Origin of the sequence: Sphingomonas sp. PAMC 26617, assembly GCF_000242835.1 — a bacterium.
In the GTDB taxonomy this organism is placed as follows: domain Bacteria; phylum Pseudomonadota; class Alphaproteobacteria; order Sphingomonadales; family Sphingomonadaceae; genus Sphingomonas.
This window is the reverse complement of the sequence record NZ_JH594425.1, coordinates 2,056,624-2,074,334: the sequence shown is the minus strand read 5'-3', so window position 1 is coordinate 2,074,334 and position 17,711 is coordinate 2,056,624. Positions and strand designations below refer to the sequence as shown.

15 protein-coding genes and 1 riboswitch are annotated in these 17,711 nt (G+C 64.3%); of the genes, 5 read left to right on the top strand and 10 right to left on the bottom strand.

The features are described from left to right. Nucleotides 1-17 precede the first annotated feature (17 nt). The 3 genes from RH91_RS09145 (at nt 18) to RH91_RS09135 (ending at nt 3,874) form a co-directional block, all read left to right on the top strand. Complete coding sequence (locus tag RH91_RS09145) at nt 18-794, top strand: helix-turn-helix transcriptional regulator (RefSeq protein WP_232283451.1); 777 nt, start codon at nt 18-20, stop codon at nt 792-794. A 368-nt stretch (nt 795-1,162) separates the two neighbouring features. Then, a riboswitch (glycine riboswitch) is annotated at nt 1,163-1,250 on the top strand. Nucleotides 1,251-1,359: 109 nt separating this feature from the next. Then, nucleotides 1,360-2,742 carry an L-serine ammonia-lyase gene (locus RH91_RS09140; protein ID WP_081469525.1) on the top strand — a complete coding sequence of 461 codons (1,383 nt, stop codon included), beginning with the start codon at nt 1,360-1,362 and terminating at the stop codon, nt 2,740-2,742. A 241-nt stretch (nt 2,743-2,983) separates the two neighbouring features. Further along, the gene (locus tag RH91_RS09135) at nt 2,984-3,874 is read left to right on the top strand and encodes a VOC family protein (RefSeq protein ID WP_232283450.1); all 891 of its coding nucleotides are present in this window, start codon (nt 2,984-2,986) and stop codon (nt 3,872-3,874) included. Nucleotides 3,875-3,949: 75 nt separating this feature from the next. On the opposite strand, the gene RH91_RS09130 is transcribed toward RH91_RS09135, so the two are convergent. Then, nucleotides 3,950-5,137, bottom strand: coding sequence for a Gfo/Idh/MocA family protein (locus RH91_RS09130; RefSeq protein ID WP_232283449.1), 1,188 nt, complete (start codon nt 5,135-5,137; stop codon nt 3,950-3,952). An 89-nt stretch (nt 5,138-5,226) separates the two neighbouring features. Then, nucleotides 5,227-5,664, bottom strand: a complete 438-nt coding sequence (locus RH91_RS09125; protein WP_010162392.1) for a cupin domain-containing protein — start codon at nt 5,662-5,664, stop codon at nt 5,227-5,229. 285 nt (nt 5,665-5,949) lie between these two features. On the opposite strand from RH91_RS09125, the gene RH91_RS09120 reads away from it, so the two are divergent. Beyond that, nucleotides 5,950-7,650, top strand: a complete 1,701-nt coding sequence (locus tag RH91_RS09120) for a GH39 family glycosyl hydrolase (protein ID WP_037478658.1) — start codon at nt 5,950-5,952, stop codon at nt 7,648-7,650. A 259-nt stretch (nt 7,651-7,909) separates the two neighbouring features. Here the strand turns inward: RH91_RS09120 and RH91_RS09115 are convergent, their stop codons facing one another. From RH91_RS09115 to RH91_RS09100, 4 genes are all read right to left on the bottom strand, one after another. Next, on the bottom strand, nt 7,910-8,290 hold the full coding sequence (locus tag RH91_RS09115) for a response regulator transcription factor (protein WP_010162389.1): 381 nt from the start codon (nt 8,288-8,290) through the stop codon (nt 7,910-7,912). 165 nt (nt 8,291-8,455) lie between these two features. Then, nucleotides 8,456-11,989 carry a PAS domain S-box protein gene (locus RH91_RS21255; protein ID WP_010162388.1) on the bottom strand — a complete coding sequence of 1,178 codons (3,534 nt, stop codon included), beginning with the start codon at nt 11,987-11,989 and terminating at the stop codon, nt 8,456-8,458. After that, on the bottom strand, nt 11,986-12,444 hold the full coding sequence (locus tag RH91_RS09105) for a response regulator (RefSeq protein WP_010162387.1): 459 nt from the start codon (nt 12,442-12,444) through the stop codon (nt 11,986-11,988). Before RH91_RS09105 ends, RH91_RS21255 begins: the two co-directional genes overlap by 4 nt. Nucleotides 12,445-12,623: 179 nt before the next feature. Continuing rightward, nucleotides 12,624-13,031, bottom strand: coding sequence for a hypothetical protein (locus tag RH91_RS09100; RefSeq protein ID WP_010162386.1), 408 nt, complete (start codon nt 13,029-13,031; stop codon nt 12,624-12,626). A gap of 133 nt (nt 13,032-13,164) precedes the next feature. Between RH91_RS09100 and RH91_RS21595 the strand changes: the two genes are divergently transcribed. Further along, nucleotides 13,165-13,317, top strand: coding sequence for a transcriptional regulator (locus RH91_RS21595; RefSeq protein ID WP_010162385.1), 153 nt, complete (start codon nt 13,165-13,167; stop codon nt 13,315-13,317). A gap of 20 nt (nt 13,318-13,337) precedes the next feature. Here the strand turns inward: RH91_RS21595 and RH91_RS09095 are convergent, their stop codons facing one another. The 4 genes from RH91_RS09095 to RH91_RS09080 are packed head-to-tail and all read right to left on the bottom strand — an operon-like array spanning nt 13,338 to nt 17,331. Next, nucleotides 13,338-13,793, bottom strand: coding sequence for a Csu type fimbrial protein (locus tag RH91_RS09095; protein WP_010162384.1), 456 nt, complete (start codon nt 13,791-13,793; stop codon nt 13,338-13,340). Further along, complete coding sequence (locus RH91_RS09090) at nt 13,790-16,132, bottom strand: fimbria/pilus outer membrane usher protein (protein ID WP_010162383.1); 2,343 nt, start codon at nt 16,130-16,132, stop codon at nt 13,790-13,792. Before RH91_RS09090 ends, RH91_RS09095 begins: the two co-directional genes overlap by 4 nt. An 18-nt stretch (nt 16,133-16,150) precedes the next feature. Next, nucleotides 16,151-16,891 carry a fimbrial biogenesis chaperone gene (locus RH91_RS09085; RefSeq protein ID WP_010162382.1) on the bottom strand — a complete coding sequence of 247 codons (741 nt, stop codon included), beginning with the start codon at nt 16,889-16,891 and terminating at the stop codon, nt 16,151-16,153. After that, nucleotides 16,891-17,331, bottom strand: coding sequence for a spore coat protein U domain-containing protein (locus tag RH91_RS09080; RefSeq protein WP_010162381.1), 441 nt, complete (start codon nt 17,329-17,331; stop codon nt 16,891-16,893). Before RH91_RS09080 ends, RH91_RS09085 begins: the two co-directional genes overlap by 1 nt. Nucleotides 17,332-17,711: the final 380 nt, after the last annotated feature.

Genomic DNA, 17,711 nt, shown 5'->3' with positions numbered 1-17,711 from the left:
GGTAAACCCCGGATGCTATGTCATTCGATTGGGGTAACAGTGACCGTAATGGGGGTCGGCAGTCGTACCTGTCCGACAAGAAATCTTCCATCGCGACATATCCCCTAAAACACGGAATCGGCACGGTATGTTCGGTTTCGCGGTTGTGTAAAGGGCGTACCATGTCGATAGCTTTACTGGAATTTCGCCAAGAACATTCGAACATCATGTTCCTGCCTGATCCGGTAGAGCCATCGGCTACTCCCGATATTGGTAAATATTCGTTCGATCAGCAGATGCGCCTGCTGCGCAGGCCACCGGTGCAGGGGACGCTGGCAGAGACCGTCTTGTCGATCGAGAACGACACGTTGCGGTTCCGGAATCGTCAGGTCGGGCAGCGGGTCGACGAGGTTCTTTCTCTCGTCCAGTCCAGTCCGCTCGCGGGTGCGCATACGACACTGGTCTTCACACAGCCACGGCCGTTCAAGCTTCCGATACTCTTGCGCCTGCGCGCGGAACGGACCGAGCAACGCACCGTCGCCGCGACTCTCACGATCGTCGATCTGGAACGACGCCACCACCTTCCCGAAACGTTGCTGCAACTGACCTTCGGGCTGACCAGGGCCGAAGCGACGCTGGCATCCGCGCTGGCCGGGGGCGAGACGTTGCAGGAAATCGCCGAACGGACCAACGTCCGCATGCCGACGCTGCGGACCCAGCTTGCCAACGTGCTCGCCAAGACCGGCACCGCGCGGCAACCGCAGTTGATTTGTCTCCTCAGCAAGATCGCCATGCTGACGGGGGAAGATTGGTGAGGCCATGCGCCGGGCACGGCATGTGCCGCATCGCGCGACGTTCGCGGTACGTAGTAGTGCTGTATTGGCTTTGAAACGGCTCGAATTATTCAGCGGTGGTGAGCATTAATTGCCACGTTTGCGACCCAACTGTTCGCGCCGGTTGCCATCTGCCAATGGCAATCGGTGCGACCTTGCCGACAGACCCGCGCGTGGCGAAGCCAGCCAGGTCTGGTCGTTCACCGCCGTCTTGCGGGCCACGGCTCCGTCTGCGGCGTACCTCGGCGCTTCGGGTAGGTTGGCGTAGGGAACGGCAATCTTCGTACGATCAGAACGTCTTGAAGGCCAATCCGGCTTGACCGCGACCGCTCGGATGACCGATAGCCCGGCGCGTCGATGTGGGAGAGACCGGGGGCATCTCGGCGCCGAAGGAGCAACCGCCCCGGAAACTCTCAGGCAAAAGGACCCCTCGACGTACAACATCTGGAGAGTGACGCAGGTATCGCGTCCGCCGACGGGATAGCGATCTCAGGCACAAGGGACAGAAGGGGCATGCACGGCCGGGCAGGACCGGCGGAAGGACCGCATGCTGCCCGATCTGGCTCTCACTCCACTCGACCGCCCCATCAGTGTCGCTGAGCTCTTCACCATCGGGATCGGACCGTCGAGTTCCCATACGGTGGGACCGATGCGCGCGGCGTTCGATTTCGCGCAACGCGCCCTGGCGCTCAAGGCGGTGCCGACACGCGTCACGTGCGACCTGTACGGCTCGCTTGCGCTGACCGGGCGCGGCCATGCAACGGATACGGCCACGATCCTTGGTCTCGCCGGCTGGGAGCCCGAACGGCTCGATCCCGACGCCGCCCCCGCATTCCTCGCCGGGATACGCACGAGCGGCTATCTGATGCTCGGTGGGATTGCGGCAATCCCTTTCGCCGAAGACGACGTCATCTTCCATCCGCGCGAATTCCTGCCCGAGCATCCCAACGGCATGACGTTCACCACAACCGGTGCCGACGGCAGCGCGCATACCGAAACCTATTTCTCGATCGGCGGCGGTGCGATCCTGCGCAAGGGGGCACCCTGCGCAGCGACCAATCTCGCGGTCCGGCACCCCTTCTCGTCCGGCGCCGACCTGCTGACGATCGGCGATGCGACGAACCTCCATATCGCCGACATCGTCCGTACCAACGAGGAGTCCTGGCGCGCGCCAGCGGAAACCGACGCCTTCCTCGACGCTGTTCGCGCCGCGATGAGCGCCTGCATCGATCGCGGTATCGCGCAGGATGGCGTGCTGCCGGGGGGCCTCAAGGTGCGACGACGCGCCCGCGCGCTGGCGGCAGACCTTACGGGCGAGCGGCCCGGGAGCAATCCCGCCGAAGTGTTCGAATGGGTCAGCCTGTGGGCGCTCGCGGTAAACGAGGAAAATGCGGCAGGGGGTCGCGTGGTGACCGCGCCGACCAACGGCGCGGCGGGCGTGCTGCCCGCCGTGCTCCGCTTTTACGAGACGCTCGTGACGGGAGCGACCGCACACGGTGCGCGGACGTTTCTCCTCACCGCCGCCGCGATCGGCATGCTCTATAAGAAGCGCGCCTCGATCTCCGCGGCGGAGATGGGCTGCCAGGGCGAGGTCGGCGTGGCCTGTTCGATGGCTGCGGGCGCGCTTGCCGCGGTGCTGGGCGGCAGCAACCGCCAGATCGAGAACGCCGCCGAGATCGGGATGGAGCACAATCTCGGGCTGACCTGCGATCCGATCGGGGGACTGGTGCAAATCCCGTGCATCGAACGCAACACGATGGGCGCAGTCAAGGCGATCAATGCGGCGTATCTCGCGATGCGCGGCGACGGCAATCACGTCGTCAGTCTGGATGCGGTCATCGAAACGATGCGGCAGACCGGGGAAGACATGCGCTCGAAGTACAAGGAAACGAGCCTGGGCGGGCTGGCGGTCAACGTCGTCGAATGTTGATCAACGGATCACAGTGCAACGTTGCGGCGCGGAGGACCTGTTCGCGGGCTTGAACGCTTCAAAACCAGCGCCCTGCCATGACGAGAGGACAAAGCCACCGAAGCTATTGACCAAAAGGCGCCGGTCCTCGCACAACCCTATGGTCGGGGTACGGATCCGGCGTCGCATGCAATCCCTGCATGCCTGAGAGGTGCCGCCGATGACCCGACGTACGACCGGCCTGGCTATCCTTGCGGCGTTCTTGTCGACGACCCCAGGCCTAGCCAAGGGACCGGCACGCCCCCCGCTGGCGAGCGTCTCGCATATCGCGATCTATGCCCAAGACCTCTCCAAGAGCGAGCGGTTCTATGTCCAGGATCTGGGCGCGGTCAAAATGCCGGACCCCGAGGCCTCGGCGGGCGGGCGCTATTATTTCTCCGCGACCCAGTTCGTCGAGGTGCTGCCGCTTCCCTCGGGGAATCGCTCGATCAACCGCCTGGCCCATGTTGCGTTCACCACGGCGAACGCCGAGGCCATGCGCACATATCTGGCCGCGCAAGGCGTCGCGGTCCCGGGACGGCTGACGTCTGCGCCCGATGGTAGCCGGTGGTTTTCCGTGACCGATCCCGAAGGCACAATGGTTCAGTTCCTCCAGCCCCCTGCCCGGCTGCCGGACGTGCCCGTCAATGCGCTCTCGAGCCACATCATGCATTTCGGCTTCATCATCCACAACCGCGCCAACGAGGATCGTTTCTACAAGGGTGTGCTGGGCCTCCGCCCGTATTGGGAGGGCGGCATGCGCGACGACGATACCACATGGGTCTCGTTGCAACTCCCGGAAGGGCGCGACTGGATCGAATATATGGTCGTGGGGACACCCGACACGAAGGGAATACCCGCAGGCATGTCGGCGGCGAACCTCGGGGTGCTCAATCACTTCGCGCTGGGGATTCCCGATGCGCGCGCGGCGTACACCTTGCTGTGGAACGGCAAGCGCCTCGATGGGCAGGACCAGACTCCCAAGATCGGGCGGGACGCCAAGTGGCAGCTCAACCTGCTCGATCCGGACGGGACGCGCGCCGAGTTGATGGAGTTTCACGCGGTGGGGAAACCCTGCTGCTCCCCCTTCCGCGCGCCCGATCCGCAGCACTAGACCCTGACGACGCGAAGGTGCGCGGACGACGACCGTTCCGCATCCGCGGGGAGGCCGTCGCCCCCCGGCAGAAGATCAGATCGCTGTCCGAATGCCCACGACAGTCGCGGGATCGTAGGCGCGCTTGTAACCGAAGCCTGTTTTCACCGTGGCACCGCCATCACGGACCGACTGCAGGATCGCGTGGATGATCCGCATGTCCTGCAACCCTTCCTCACCCGGTGCGACGTTGGGGGCGCGACCGCGCACGACGTCCGCGAACCAGTTCATCTCGTTCCCGAAATGATCGATCTCGGCGACGCGTGGCTGGTCATCGTCCTTCCCGCCGACGATCCGCACCGCGTTGCCATTGTAGAAGCAGCCGGGATCGGCGACCAGGCGGCGCTCGGTGCCGATCGCCTGCCACGCCATCGTGCCGGGCTGCGAGAAACAGGACGAGCCTTCGCCGATCGCGCCGGACGGGAACTTCATCTGCCAGGCAACCATGTCCTCGACCGTCTTGAAGCGCGGGTCGTTCCGGTCCGTGCGTGCCCAGGCGCGCACTTCGGTCGGCTCCTCGCCAAGCAGGTAGCGCGTGGCGTTGATGCCGTAGATCCCCATGTCGGCGAGCGCCCCGCCCCCGGACATCGCCATGTCGAGCCGCCAGGCGTCGGACGGGTCGGACAGGCTGGTCTGCTTGCCCATGACCGTCTTGATCAGCCTCGGCGCGCCGACGACGCCCTTGCGCATCATCTGCATGGCCGAGACGTTGACCGGCTCGAACAGGCAGCGGTAGGCAATCATCAGATGCTTCTGCGCCGCCTTGCCCGCGGCGATCATCCGCTCCCCTTCGGCCAGCGTGACCGCCATCGGCTTTTCGCACAACACGTGCTTGCCCGCCTTGAACGAGCGCACCGTAAAATCCGCGTGCATTGCATTGGGGAGCACGATGTAGACGATCTGAACCTTGGGATCGCGCGCGATCGTGTCGAAATTCTGATAGCTATAGATCGCGCTGTCGGGCAGCCCGAACTCGGTCGCCCATTTCTTCGCTTTTTCGGGCACGCCGCTGACGAGCGCTGCGAGATGAACGCCCTTGGTCCGCTTGAGCGCGGGCAGGATCTGCCCCTCGCTCAGCTTGCCGAGTCCGACGACTGCGACGCCGACCGAATCCTGCTCGCGGTGCGGCGGGAGTGGCCGCTGCGCCCGCGTCATTGCCGGGATCGCAAGCGTTGCCCCCACGCCCAGTCCGAGCATTCCACGCCGTGACACTTCGCTCGTCATGCTTGTCTCCGTTCAACCAGGATCTGTCTGCTTCGAGGGACCGCGGGATGGCACGGCCCGCGCTGAAACACAGGAAAACCAGGACCAGCCTATTCGCGGTGTTGCGGGATTTTCGTACCCAGTAGCACCAGCCGCTCCCCGGTGACGCCAAACCAGTGCGGGGTGCCTGCGGCGATCAGGAACACGTCGCCGGTTCGCAACTGCCGGGTCGTGCCCCCGACGATCCGGCTACCTTCGAACAGCGACGGGTTCGTCGTGGCCGGATCGACCATCGTCCCACCGGATATCATCGTGCCGCCACCCGCTAATACGACGACATATTCGGCCTGATCGGGATGGACCGCGGGTTTGCCGGGCTTGCGCCAATATTCGATCGCCGCACTCGCATCGCCTGCGCGCAGGATCGGCTGATACGCAAAACCCTGGCCGGGCTTCAACGCCCTGCGCATCGTCTCGATCTGCGCGGTGACGTCCGCTGCGGTGACATGTGCTGCCGGAGCGGTCGTGTCCCGGGCTTGCGCCAGCACGGGGGCCGCGAAAGACAGCGCGATCCAGCCCGTGGCTGCGAGTGTCGCGTGAGCAAAGGTGCTGGCAGTGCTGATGGCGGAGCTCCCGACTGAGGCTGGGTCCTGCCTCGTTGCGACATAGGGGTGTTCCACCATTTTAAGCACGTTACCGGTACCAAGGCTACTGCCGGGTGCAAGGGCAGCCGCCTGACGAACTCCATGCAAACGACAGCATCGCTTCAACCGCATGCTTGCGCAGAGCCGCCGGGATCCGCATCATCCGAAAGAATAGGTAGAGGATGAAGCATGTTACGATTGCTGACGCTCAGTGCCGCGATCGTTGCCGTGTCCGGTCCGGCGTGCGCCGACCCCCGGCCTGCCGCCGATACGTTCCCCGTGACCATCGCCGTCGATGCGGGCGATCCCGGGAGGCCGGTGGACCCGGTCTGGCGCTTCTTCGGTGCGGATGAAGCCAATTATGCCACGATGAAGGACGGGCGCAGCACGCTGGCGACCCTGGGTGCGCTGAGCCCCGACCACGTCTATTTCCGCACCCACAACCTGCTGACGTCGGGCGACGGCACGCCGGCGCTCAAATGGGGATCCACCGGCATCTACAGCGAGGACCGCGATGGCCGTCCGGTCTACGACTGGACCGTGGTGGATCGGATCTTCGACACCTACCGCGCGCGCGGCGTCAAACCCTATGTCGAACTGGGTTTCATGCCCGAGGCCCTGTCGACCAGACCGCTGCCGTATCAGCATGACTGGCGCCCGGGCAGCGGGAGCTTGCGGACCGGCTGGGCCTATCCCCCGCGCGACTATGCGCGCTGGGAGGAACTGATCCACCAATGGGTGCTCCACTGCATCGCGCGGTACGGCCGCGCCGATGTGGCGAGCTGGTATTTCGAGACGTGGAACGAAGCCAATTTGCCGCAATATTATTGGGGCGGCACGCGCGACCAGTTCTTCCGGCTGCACGATGCCGCCGTCCGCGGCGTCAGACGCGCGTTGCCCGAGGCGCGCGTCGGCGGACCCGACAGCGCCGGCGCGGGGGACGATTTCCTGACGGCGTTCATGGCGCATGCCCAGGCCGCGGGAACACCCACCGACTTCCTCTCCTTCCATGCAAAGGGCAAACCCGAGGTGATCGCGGATGCGAACGGCAGCCACGTCCGCATGGGGCTGAACACGCATCTCAAGGCAGCCGACCACGAATTCGCCGCGATCGCCGCCAACCCGGCGTTCCGCACCAAGCCGATCATCATCGGCGAATCGGACCCGGAAGGCTGTGCCGCGTGTCAGGGGCCGGCCAATGCGTACCGCAACGGCACGATGTATTCGAGCTACACCGCCGCGTCGTTCCCGCGCCTGCTGGCGCTCGCCGGGCGTCGCGGCCTAGATCTCGAGGGGATCCTATCCTGGGCGTTCGAGTTTGAGGACCAGCCGCCGTTCGCCGGTTTTCGGCAGCTGACCTCGAACGGGATCGACCTGCCGGTGATGAACGTCTTCAAAATGTTCGCCAAAATGAACGGGCAGTATGTGCCCGCCATCTCCGATCATCAAGCCGCGCTGGATACCGTGATGCGGGACGGCGTGCGCGGCGCGGCGGACGTCGGCAGTATTGCCACCCTGAACGGTGCGTCGCTTGCTGTTCTGGTATGGCACTATCACGACGACGACCAGGCCGGACCGACGGCCAGCGTAAAACTGCGGCTGCATCGCTTGCCGCGCCCCTTCTCGGCTGGGGTGGTGCTGACCCAGTATCGCATCGACCCCCGTCATTCGAACAGTTTCGCCGCTTGGAAGGACATGGGGTCGCCGCTTGCGCCGACGGACGCGCAACGCGCAGTTCTGCTGAAAGCGGGTGCCCTCGCCTCCATCGAGACGGATCCGGCCCGGCTTTCGAAGGATGGCCGGGATGCAGAACTGACCTTCACGCTGCCCCGCCAGGGGGTTTCGCTGCTGGTCATGACCCCGATGAGCAGTCCTGCGACGCATCGATAGCGTCGCGACGGGCAAGTGCCTGTCGCTATCGCGGCAACCCTTCGTTTGTCACGGAATCTGTCTGGATAGGCTCGATCGTTCTGGAGGCACCGGACGAATGGGGTGAAGGCTGCATTCGTCGCAGCTGCAGACCTGCATCTCGCGCAATATCGTCGTTCCATCGCTTACCAGGCGGCCGCGACACTCAAGGATGCAACCGTCTGCCACATCCGCGTCACTCGATGTCGAATGGCCCGTCTGCAACAGATGCGCGGGTTGTTCAGTCCCAACGCCGCTCGCCCCGCATCAGCGCTTCCGCTCGGGCCACCAGGAGACGAGGATCGAACGGCTTCTTCACGTAGTCGTTGGCCCCCTCGTAGCGCGCAATACCCTCATCGGAGTCCCCGACGCGTCCCGTCAGCATCAGGACCGGGATATCGCACAAGGCGGCCGACTTGCGCATCTCGCGCACGATCTGAACGCCCGTCATTTCCGGCATGCTGCAGTCGAGAATGACGAGGTCGGGGGGACGCCGACAGATCACCTCATACGCGCTGCGCCCGTCGCTCAGCCAGCCGACGGCATGGCCGGCGGCCATGAAGGCGTCGCACACGACTTCGGCGACCACGTCGTCATCGTCGGCGAAGATGATCCTACCCATTCCAAAAATTCCCAAAACCGACACTGTGCGGCAATTGATGCAGACCCTGTAGACAGGCCCTGAAACGACGCTCTTGGGACGCAAAAGTTCACCCGGCCCGTGAAATTGTTACTTGCCGGGCTCGATCCTGACGGTCTGGAATATAGGCTTGATACAATCGTTCACTTACGCGGCGCGCTGCAACGTCGACGACACTTCCGCGACGACCCGGGTCCAGTCGTCGGGCGCTGCGGTCACCAGCGATCGTTCGGCTTCCGCCGCGATCTGTCCCAGCTCGGCTTCACCGAAGAACCCTGCGCTGCCCGCAAGCTTGTGCAACATCGATGCAAGGTCCGTCACCAGGACGCCATCGAGCGCCTTCCTTCGGGCCGCTTCGGCAATCGCTTCCAGCGTCTGCAAGCGCCGGACCGCATAGCGTTCGGCCGCCGATTTCATTGCGGGCATCGGTTCGATCGGATCGGGAGCGGCGGTCGCGGCGTCGCTCACGCCGTCTGCACGACAAAACCTCGTCACGATCGCCTGAATGTCGCGCAGACGCACTGGCTTGGCGAGATGCGCCTGCATGCCCGCGGTGTGACACGCCTGCACATCCTCGACATAGGCATTTGCGGTCAGCGCCACGATCGGCAGCATTTCCGCCGAGAAGCCGCCCGCGCGGAGCCGTCGGGTGGCTTCGAGCCCATCGATGACCGGCATCTGGACGTCCATCAGGACAAGGTCGAAGGGCTTGCCCGAATGCGCCGCTTCCTCGACCTTTGCGATCGCTTCCGCGCCGTTGGTCGCAAGCGTCGCGTCGAGGTCGGCGGCTTCCGCCAGCGCCAGGATCAGCATCTGATTGATATCGTGATCTTCGGCGATGAGAACGCGCGCCTGGCCGACGACCGTCGGCGCAGCGGCCTCGCTCGTCGCTATCGTGGCGGCCACCGCTGCCGGATCGCCCGCCACCAGGGGAAGAGTGACCGTAAAGGTCGTGCCACGTCCTTCCACGCTGCGAACGGTGATCGTGCCGCCCATCAACCGTGCCAGATTGCTGCTGATCGCAAGCCCCAGCCCCGTGCCGCCATATTTGCGCGCAGTCGACGAATCCGCCTGGGCAAATTGTTCGAAGATCATGGTCAAACGGTCGGCCGCAATACCGATCCCCGAATCCTCGACGTCCATGACGAGCGACGCATGCGCCCCGGCCCCTTCCGAACGGGCACGGATCGCGATCTTGCCATGCTCGGTGAATTTCACCGCATTGCCGATCAGGTTGAGCATGATCTGGCGGATCCGCAACCGGTCCCCCATCATCGCCTGCGGGATGCTGTCTGAGACGTCGATGAGGATGGCGACGCCCTTGCTCTGCGCGATCGGTTCCATCAGCCGCGCCGCGCTTTTCAGACTGTGCCGAAGGTCGACGCGCTCGTGCGCGATTTCCATCTGGCCCGAATCGATTTTCGATATGTCGAGAATGTCGTTCAGCAGCCGCATCATCGACCGTCCCGAATCCGCGATCAGGTCGACGTGGCGCCGCTGCTCGGCCGAAAGTTCGGTCATCCCGAGCAGTTCGGTAAAGCCCAGCACGCCGTTCATCGGCGTGCGGATTTCATGGCTCATGTTGGCGAGGAAGGCTGCCTTCGCACTCGCCGCACTCTCGGCGCGCTGGCGCGCGGTCTTGAGATCTTCTTCCAGCGCCTTGTTGTCGGAGACGTCGCGGATCGACGCAATGATCTCGCGGGGTGCGTGATCCTCGTCGCGCACCAGCCCGCAATGGGCTTCGAACCAACGATATCCGGTGGGGTCGTCCGCCGATTGGGCGCGGTAGGCGATCGTGCGGTGGTTGATGGCACCCGCCGCAAGCTCCGCGAACGCGTCGCGGACCGTTGCATCGTCCTCGGGATGGAAACGCGCCAGGATCTGGGTGCCGACAAGGTGTTCGGCAGGCACCCCGAGCAGGCGCGTCGCGGAAGGAGAGGCATAGAGACACTGGCCCGTCAGCGAGATCCGCAACACCGCGTCCGTCGCGTTGCTGGCGAGGATCCGCAGTTGCTGCTCCCGTTCCGCGAGGATTTGTTCGGCGTGCCGCCGCTCCGTGATATCCAGTGAAACGCCGATAAAGCCCGTCACCGCACCATCGACGTCATGTTCGGGGCGACCAATGACATCGACCCAGGAGCATGACCCGTCGGGCTTTATCCAGCGGAAGTCGGCGCGATAGTCGCGCTGCTCGGCCACGGCCTGCGCCCAGCCCTCGAACACACGGTCCTGGTCATCGGGATGCAGCGCGCGAACCCACCCCGAATTTTCCCATTCGCCATTCTTCAGGCCGGTCGTCTGAAGCCAGGAATCGTTGACATAACTGCAGCCGCCCGACGCATCGGTGCGGAAAATCCCCGCAGGCGCAAGATTTGCCAGAGCTTGGAAGCGCCGTTCGCTGGCGGAGAGACGTTCGTTCACGCGCCGTTGTTCGGTCACGTCATGCGCCGCGCCAATGAACCCCGACAGTTTTCCGTCCTGATCGAATTCGGCGGCATTGACGGTCTCGATCCACAGGTCGGCGCCATCGGCTCCGTGGAAACACGTTACCCGACGGCGAACGTCCCCCGGCTTGTTGAACCCCCGCCACGTCGGGTCTTCCTCAAAGGGGACGTCGGTATTCAGCGCGCGTCGCCAGCCGTCGCCCAGCATCTCCTCGATCGTCAAACCGACCTTTTCGCTCCAGACACGATTGACGTAGGTGAGCTGGCCATGTTCATCGGCCCGGAACACGCCGATCGGCGCGGAATCCGTCATATGGCGAAAACGTTCCTCGCTCTGCTGGAGCTGATTTTGCAGGCGGCGTTTGCCGTGCAGGCTTGCCGCAACCGGCAGGCCCATGACGAAGCAGCTTGCGAGGAAGATCTGCAGCACCATGATCTGGTCGGTGGGACCGCCGCGGACGAGATGGATCGGCCCGTGCCCCGAAGCGGTCGCGATCGTCGCGATGACCGCGATATCGAGAAGCGCGCAGGCGGTACCGATCGAGCCGAGCCGGAACGCACACAGCAGGACAAGCGGCGCATCGAGGAACAGGAACGGGTAGCGGCTCTGCCAGAAGATATAGGTCGTAAAGGCCGTCGCGATGAGCGCGATCGTCGCGATCTCGATCGCCTGACTACGCGGTGGCCATCGGGGTACGCGCACGGCGCCGGCGATGATCATGATCGACGGGGCAACGATCAGCATGCCCAGCCCATCCGTCATGCTCCACGCGATCCAGATCGTGAGACCCTGATGGACCGACGACGCACCCAGCACGAGGGGTGCCAGAGCGCCCGCAAGCAGCGGCATGGCAACACCGCCGATCGCGCCGAAGGCGATCAGGTCGCGCAAATTCGACATGTTCGGGCAGGCCACGCCCGCACGTCGCATGCCCCACACGATCGCGCTGATCTCGAGCGCATTGATGCCGCTCAGTCCAACCGCCCGACCGATCGCATCGCCGGCGAGCATGTTTGCGACGACATTGGCCAGAAACGCCGCCGGAACATAAGCGCCAGCCAGCCGCTCTTCCTTGCGCAGCAAAATCGCGACGAGGATCGCGTTGGGGAACCATACCGCGGCGACGCGGCTTACGTCCTGGGTCAGGGTAATGCTGGCATAGGCCATCGCCCCGAAGATCGCTGCGGCGAGCAAAACCGCGACCGGGGCCTGCCTGGCAAGATGTTTTGCGATCATGCGGATTGCACCTTTGCATCGGCGAGAGTCGGGATGGCGGGCGGCTCGCCCACGCGCGAGACGCGTTCCGACACCTTCGATCGGTACAGCGTGGTCGCCAGAACGGTGTTTACCCGGTCGACCAACGTTGCCAGGTCGACGGGCTTGACGAGATACGCGTTTGCCCCCGCTTCCATCGCGGCATCGATGCTGGCCTGATCGGCCGCAGCCGTCAGCATCATGATCGGGGTGAGGTAGATTTCCGGGATGGCCCGGACTCGCCGCAGGATATCGACGCCGCTCATGCCGGGCAGCGAGCAATCCAGCAGGATGAGGTCGGGCTTCTTGAAGACGATCGTTTCGCACGCCAGCGTGCCGTGATCGATCACGCCGACGGTGTGCCCCGTTTCGGCCAGACACTGTTTGATGACATCCCCGACGATGTCGTCATCTTCAACGTAAATGATCCGCGCCATAGCTACCTCTCGCCTGCCGGGGTACGGCAGCGATGGTTAACGGGCGGCTAAAGTACGGTTTGCATGGGCGTTTTTTGCCGTCCATCGACGTTGCGCGGAAACGGTGGGAATCCTGGCACAGGGCGCGACACGCCCGCCGCCTAGCGCCCGAGAGCGGCACTGCAACCGGCCGTCGATCGTTAGAGCGACCACCTGGTTTTCAGCGACGCCGATTTGTCGATCGCCGTCTTGATCTGTTTCATCATGACTTGCGCGCTCAGACGATACTCGCTCCAATTGTCCGGGACCTGCCGATAGATCCAGCGCTCCCGGAAACGTTGGTACGCGCTCTCGATCTCGGCGCAGGTCGTCTTGAGCTCCGTCGCGTCCGACCGGCCGTCCGGTCCACCCCCGATCGGCGAGAGGCAAATGTCCTCCTGAACGAAACGCCGGTAGCTCACCAGGGCGTCGACGAGCTCATTACGAAGATAGCCAAGTCCCGCATGATCGACGCTGGCCGCCGGACTGGACAAAAGAGGGCGCGCATCCTGCAAGATGGCCGACATCCTGCGATGATGACGCTCGATGATGTACAACCGCTTGTCCATAGCCGACCCTATCGGGGGGTAACGTTTCCAAAATCTCTACGTTCGGCAAAGATTAGCCGTATTAACAACGGCAAGGCACCAGGAGTGGCCGCGAGACGCGGGGGTATGGCGGCGGCGTTTCCGTAATGTCGACGTGCCCGCGCTCGCCGACGCAGGCCTCATCACGGTTCGCAAGGCGATCAGCGACGGTCGGCAGCGGACCTGGACGGCGATGACCGGAAAGGGCCGTACGGCGTTCGACGCCCATGTCTTCGCCCTTCATCGGATATTGCCGCGAGATGCCTGAGGACGTCGGCCCGGGATTGATCAATAGCTGACCGTGATGACGATCGTATCAGAATATGCCCCGGGGCGCGGCGACAGTCTGGCGGCGATTCTTCCATAAAGTTGGTAGGTCGAACTTCCGCCCAGCAACGGAATGACGTCGATGGAATTCGCCCTGGTGCTCCCGCCCGATCCGTCGCCCCAGATCTGCGTTCGTGCGGGATCCGCGTAAAGCTGATAGGGCAGTGTAGCCGTCCCGGAGGTCATGCGCCGCGCCGCATAGCTGCCGCCCCCGCCTGGGCTGAGCGCGATCGTGTACCCACCGAGACCGGAGAGTATCGAGCAGGTGATCGTGATCGTGCCGGTCGCGTCGTCTGCCGACGTGGCAGACATATCGTAGGTCCCGAACGCAACCCCGCTTGCCGAAATCGCGCATCCGGCGGCCGCTTGCGCCGGTATGCCGAGACATACCGCAGCGAACAGGGCGCGGGCGATCATCGGTCGATCTCGATACAGACAAAAGGACCAAGCCGCGCGAGGCCCCGGTCCTGCGCAGCAAGGGAAAGCCCGACACGGCAGCGCGTGCCGTCAGGGCGAGCGACGTCCAGGATCGCGTGCTCATCGAGCTCCTCGACGAAGGTCTCCCCGTCGAGGCCCAGCGGGAACGTCGCGCCCGACGAATCCAGCGTGACGGTGCTTCCCGGGGGAACCGGTTCGCCGCGTGCGTCGACCAGGATGAGCAATGCGCCATGTGGTCGCTTGATCGGAAACCGCAGCACGACACCCGACCGATCCTGCGGTCGGACATCGCGCTGCCCTGTCGCGATCACCGCGTCGGGCGGCAGATCGGTCGGCTCGATGGCAAGATGATTGACCTGGAACGACCGCAGGTCGGGAACCATCAGCTTGCCCGACCGACCGGTTCGGCCCGCGACCCTGTTTTCGTGGAATACCTGAACACCTGCCAAACCCTGCGTGTCGACGATCGCGAAGCTGTCGTTCACCGTGTTCGACAGGAAAACCGAGCCATCCACGGCAGACAGAGACCCGCGCGCCTGGGCCCGCAGCGTCGTCGAGCCGTTGGTGCGATCAATTCCGGCGGCGAGCCATCCGACGCGCGACCGATGCTGCACTTCGACAAACTGGCTGTCGACTGCGCCGCGCCCGATTGCCGCTTGATAGCCCCATGTCTCGTCCTCGGTCGTGCCGCGCGCCGCCTGCATCTGGCCCTGCCAGCGTCCGCCTTGCATCTGCGCATCGACGCTTGCCTGATCCCGCCTTCCCAAGGGAAGAGATAGGCCGGCCATGATGCTGCGGCCGCCGCGCGCGGTCGTGTCGGCCGAGGCGTTTGCATAGATCGACACCGATCCCCGCTGGATGCTGTAGTTGACCGAGAGCAGACGGACCGCCGAACCGTACCCAAACGTCGCCGGGGCATGCTTCGGGCTTCGCCAGGCGCCGTCGCCTGCCGGGTCGAGCGCCGTATAGCCGAGCGACACCGTACCGACCCGCCCCATTGCCAGCGCGATGCTGGCGTCGGTCTGCTGGCGAATGGCCGGATAGTTATCGCTTGCGGCGATGTCGCGAAAAGCGCTGGTGGCAAATCCATGCGACAGCCTGATCGACAACAGGGCGTCGCGATGCTCGAGTTGTGCAACGCAGCGCAGGCCGATCCCGTCGCGCCCGCTGCTCGCGGCGCAATCCCCCGTGGCGATGGCCAGATCGGCCAGGTTCGCCGACACGTTTGCCCCGACGAGCGTCGCACGGCGGGTTGCTTCAGCATAGACCGCCGCGGTCAGGCGGGGCGAGACCCCCCAGCGGTAGTTCCCGCTTGCCGCAATCTGGCCGTAGGCATTGCTTTGGCTCCCAAATCGATGCCGGATCGCCCCAAGCTGGAGAACGAACGTGTGCAATCCGGGAGCCAGCAGAGCATTGCTCGCATAATAAGCCACCGTCGTCCTGACGGATTGTCCCAGGGAATTGTGGAGGTTCAGCGAGACGTTCCCGCTACCCGTCTGCACCGGCACGTTGCGGATCTCGAACGGCCCCGCCCCGACGGGCAAGGATGACGCATAGGTGTCGTTCACCAGAATGTCGGCGGTCGTGGGGACGAGCGCGTTTCCGCGAAAGTCCGGAAGCGGCATCGTGATCAGGTCGGGACGCAGCGCGAAGTCCGAACCAAACTGGATGCCGCCGAGCCGGACTGCCCTTTGCGAGTCCGCGCCCGACGTGATGAAATCGCCCAACCTGAGCCGCAGCAGCCGATCGGGCAGTGATAGGGTGTAGCTGACATCGAGCCTCGTCGTACGATAGGTCGTGGTCGTCCCGGTCCGGACCGCGATCATCAACGCCTGACCGGACGCAACACCATGGCCGGAGAAAACGCGCGCATCGAGGAACGCAGAAAGGGCCTGGCGGCGCGCGTCGCCGGTCACCGTCATATCGTAGTTCAGCGTGGCCCCCGTCCCGCTCTCCACCGCGAGCGCCGTGGCCGGATCGGGGGCGGCCGAAATCGTTCTTCTGACCAGACGCCATTCGGTGGCGATGACATAGAGCCTGCCTGTCGCCTGATCGACGTGCCACTGGAAATCACGGTCGGGCACGATGTCCGCAAGCCCTTCGTCGGACGCGGTCCGCGGGGAAAGGCCGAGTTCGGCGAGTTCCCGGGGCGTTGCCGCCAGTCGGTCGCCGCGCAGAACGAACTCGCCGATTTTCCCGGTCGGGCGCCCGTTGACCCAGACCTCCAACAGCGTCTGCGCGGAAGCGGCACCGGCGCGTCCAGCGAGGCCGATCAGCAGAAGACATTCACATATCGATCGGAGGGCTTTCGCGCGCATCGCATGTCCCCGTCCCGGCTACCGCGCGAGGGCGACGACGATGGGGCCCTTCCCGCTCTCCATCGTCAGTCGATAACCGTTATACGGGGCGGATCGGACGCTCGTGTCCTGGATCGCGAACGCACGGGTAACCCCCGCAAGAAGGTATTGTGATCCCTCGTTCTTGACCGCGATCGCGGCGCCGTCCTTGTCGTGCAACACCACGTTGCGCAGCAGCGCGTGGCGCGCTCCCGAATTTTCCAGCATGAGAACCGGATCACCTTGCCGGGACGCAAGCCGGAAGCGAACGTCGGGGTTCGCCGGTGCGACGGGGTCGACGAAGATCGGCAGGGAGAGGCGCAGAACCATGCGCACGGTCCCCGGCTCGGACGCGCGCGGGATCTGGTCGAGGAGCAATCGGTACGTCAGTTCCCTGGACGTCGCCTTGTGCCGCACGAGGAGGCGAAAAACCTGGTTCGAATGCGGGGGTATCGTCACGATCCGGGGGCTGACGATCACGTCGTCAGCAGGTGTAAGGACATCCTCGGGCGCTTGCGTCCAGGCAAACGGGCGGAGCTGCACCACGGTTTCGACCGCGGCATCGTTGCGGACCGTAAGGCTGGTCGCCTGTTGTCCGGCGGCAAGCGTGAGCGTGACCGGGCTTACCGACAGGGACTGTGCTCGGAGGGGAGCAATGGAGGTCGCAAGGACAATCCCATATCCGCTCACCAGCGACAGAGGACGACGCCGTCCGGTGCGGTGGATGCGTCCCTTGGCCATCAGTAGGTGATCGTTGCGGTGAGCGTATCTGAATAGGCGCCGGGGACGGGCAACTGACCGGCGGCAAGCCGACCGTAGACGGTAATCGCCTGCGCAGTGCCGTTGCCGGTGCTCGCGACGGTGTCCGTACCGATCGTAGTGCCCCAGATGGTGGTCCGCGACGCCTCGCGATAGATCGCGTAGCTGAGGACGTCGGCGCTCGGCCCGCTCATCCGCCGGCTCGTCACGGTCGCCCCTGTGCCCAATCCGGCGCTGACGCCGATGGTGTAGGCGGTGGTATCGGTGCAGGTCGCCGTGATCGTCGAGGTCGCGTCCGTTTGCGATCCCGTATAGGTTCCAAACGTCAGCGCGGTTGCCGAAATCTGGCAACTCGATACGACGTTGGCCGTCACGCTGAACGTCGTGTTCGACGTCGACGCGAGCGCCGAGCCGTCGGCCATGACGCAGCACAGGGGAAAGCACAGCATCCTGACCGCTTTTTTGACAAAGACAGTATTGATGAAAAGCGGCAACTGGTTGCCGCGACCTTCTATACTATGCCCGGTCGGATATCGCGTATTCATAAGGTGACGACCTTTCTGAGACAATTATAGAATGTCCGTCAAAAGAAGGTCGAAAGCCGTCGGGAAACGTTTTCATCCATTATGTGGTTCGGGTCATGCCTCCTTACGGGACCGCTGACTTTTATTTGAACGTAGCAGGACCCGATGGCGCATAGCCAAACTGCCGGCTCTCCCAGGCCAGCCCGCCAATTTACGACACAGACCACAAGGACATGATCGTCACGGAGCGAAACCCGATGCCCTCGCTACACGCCCGA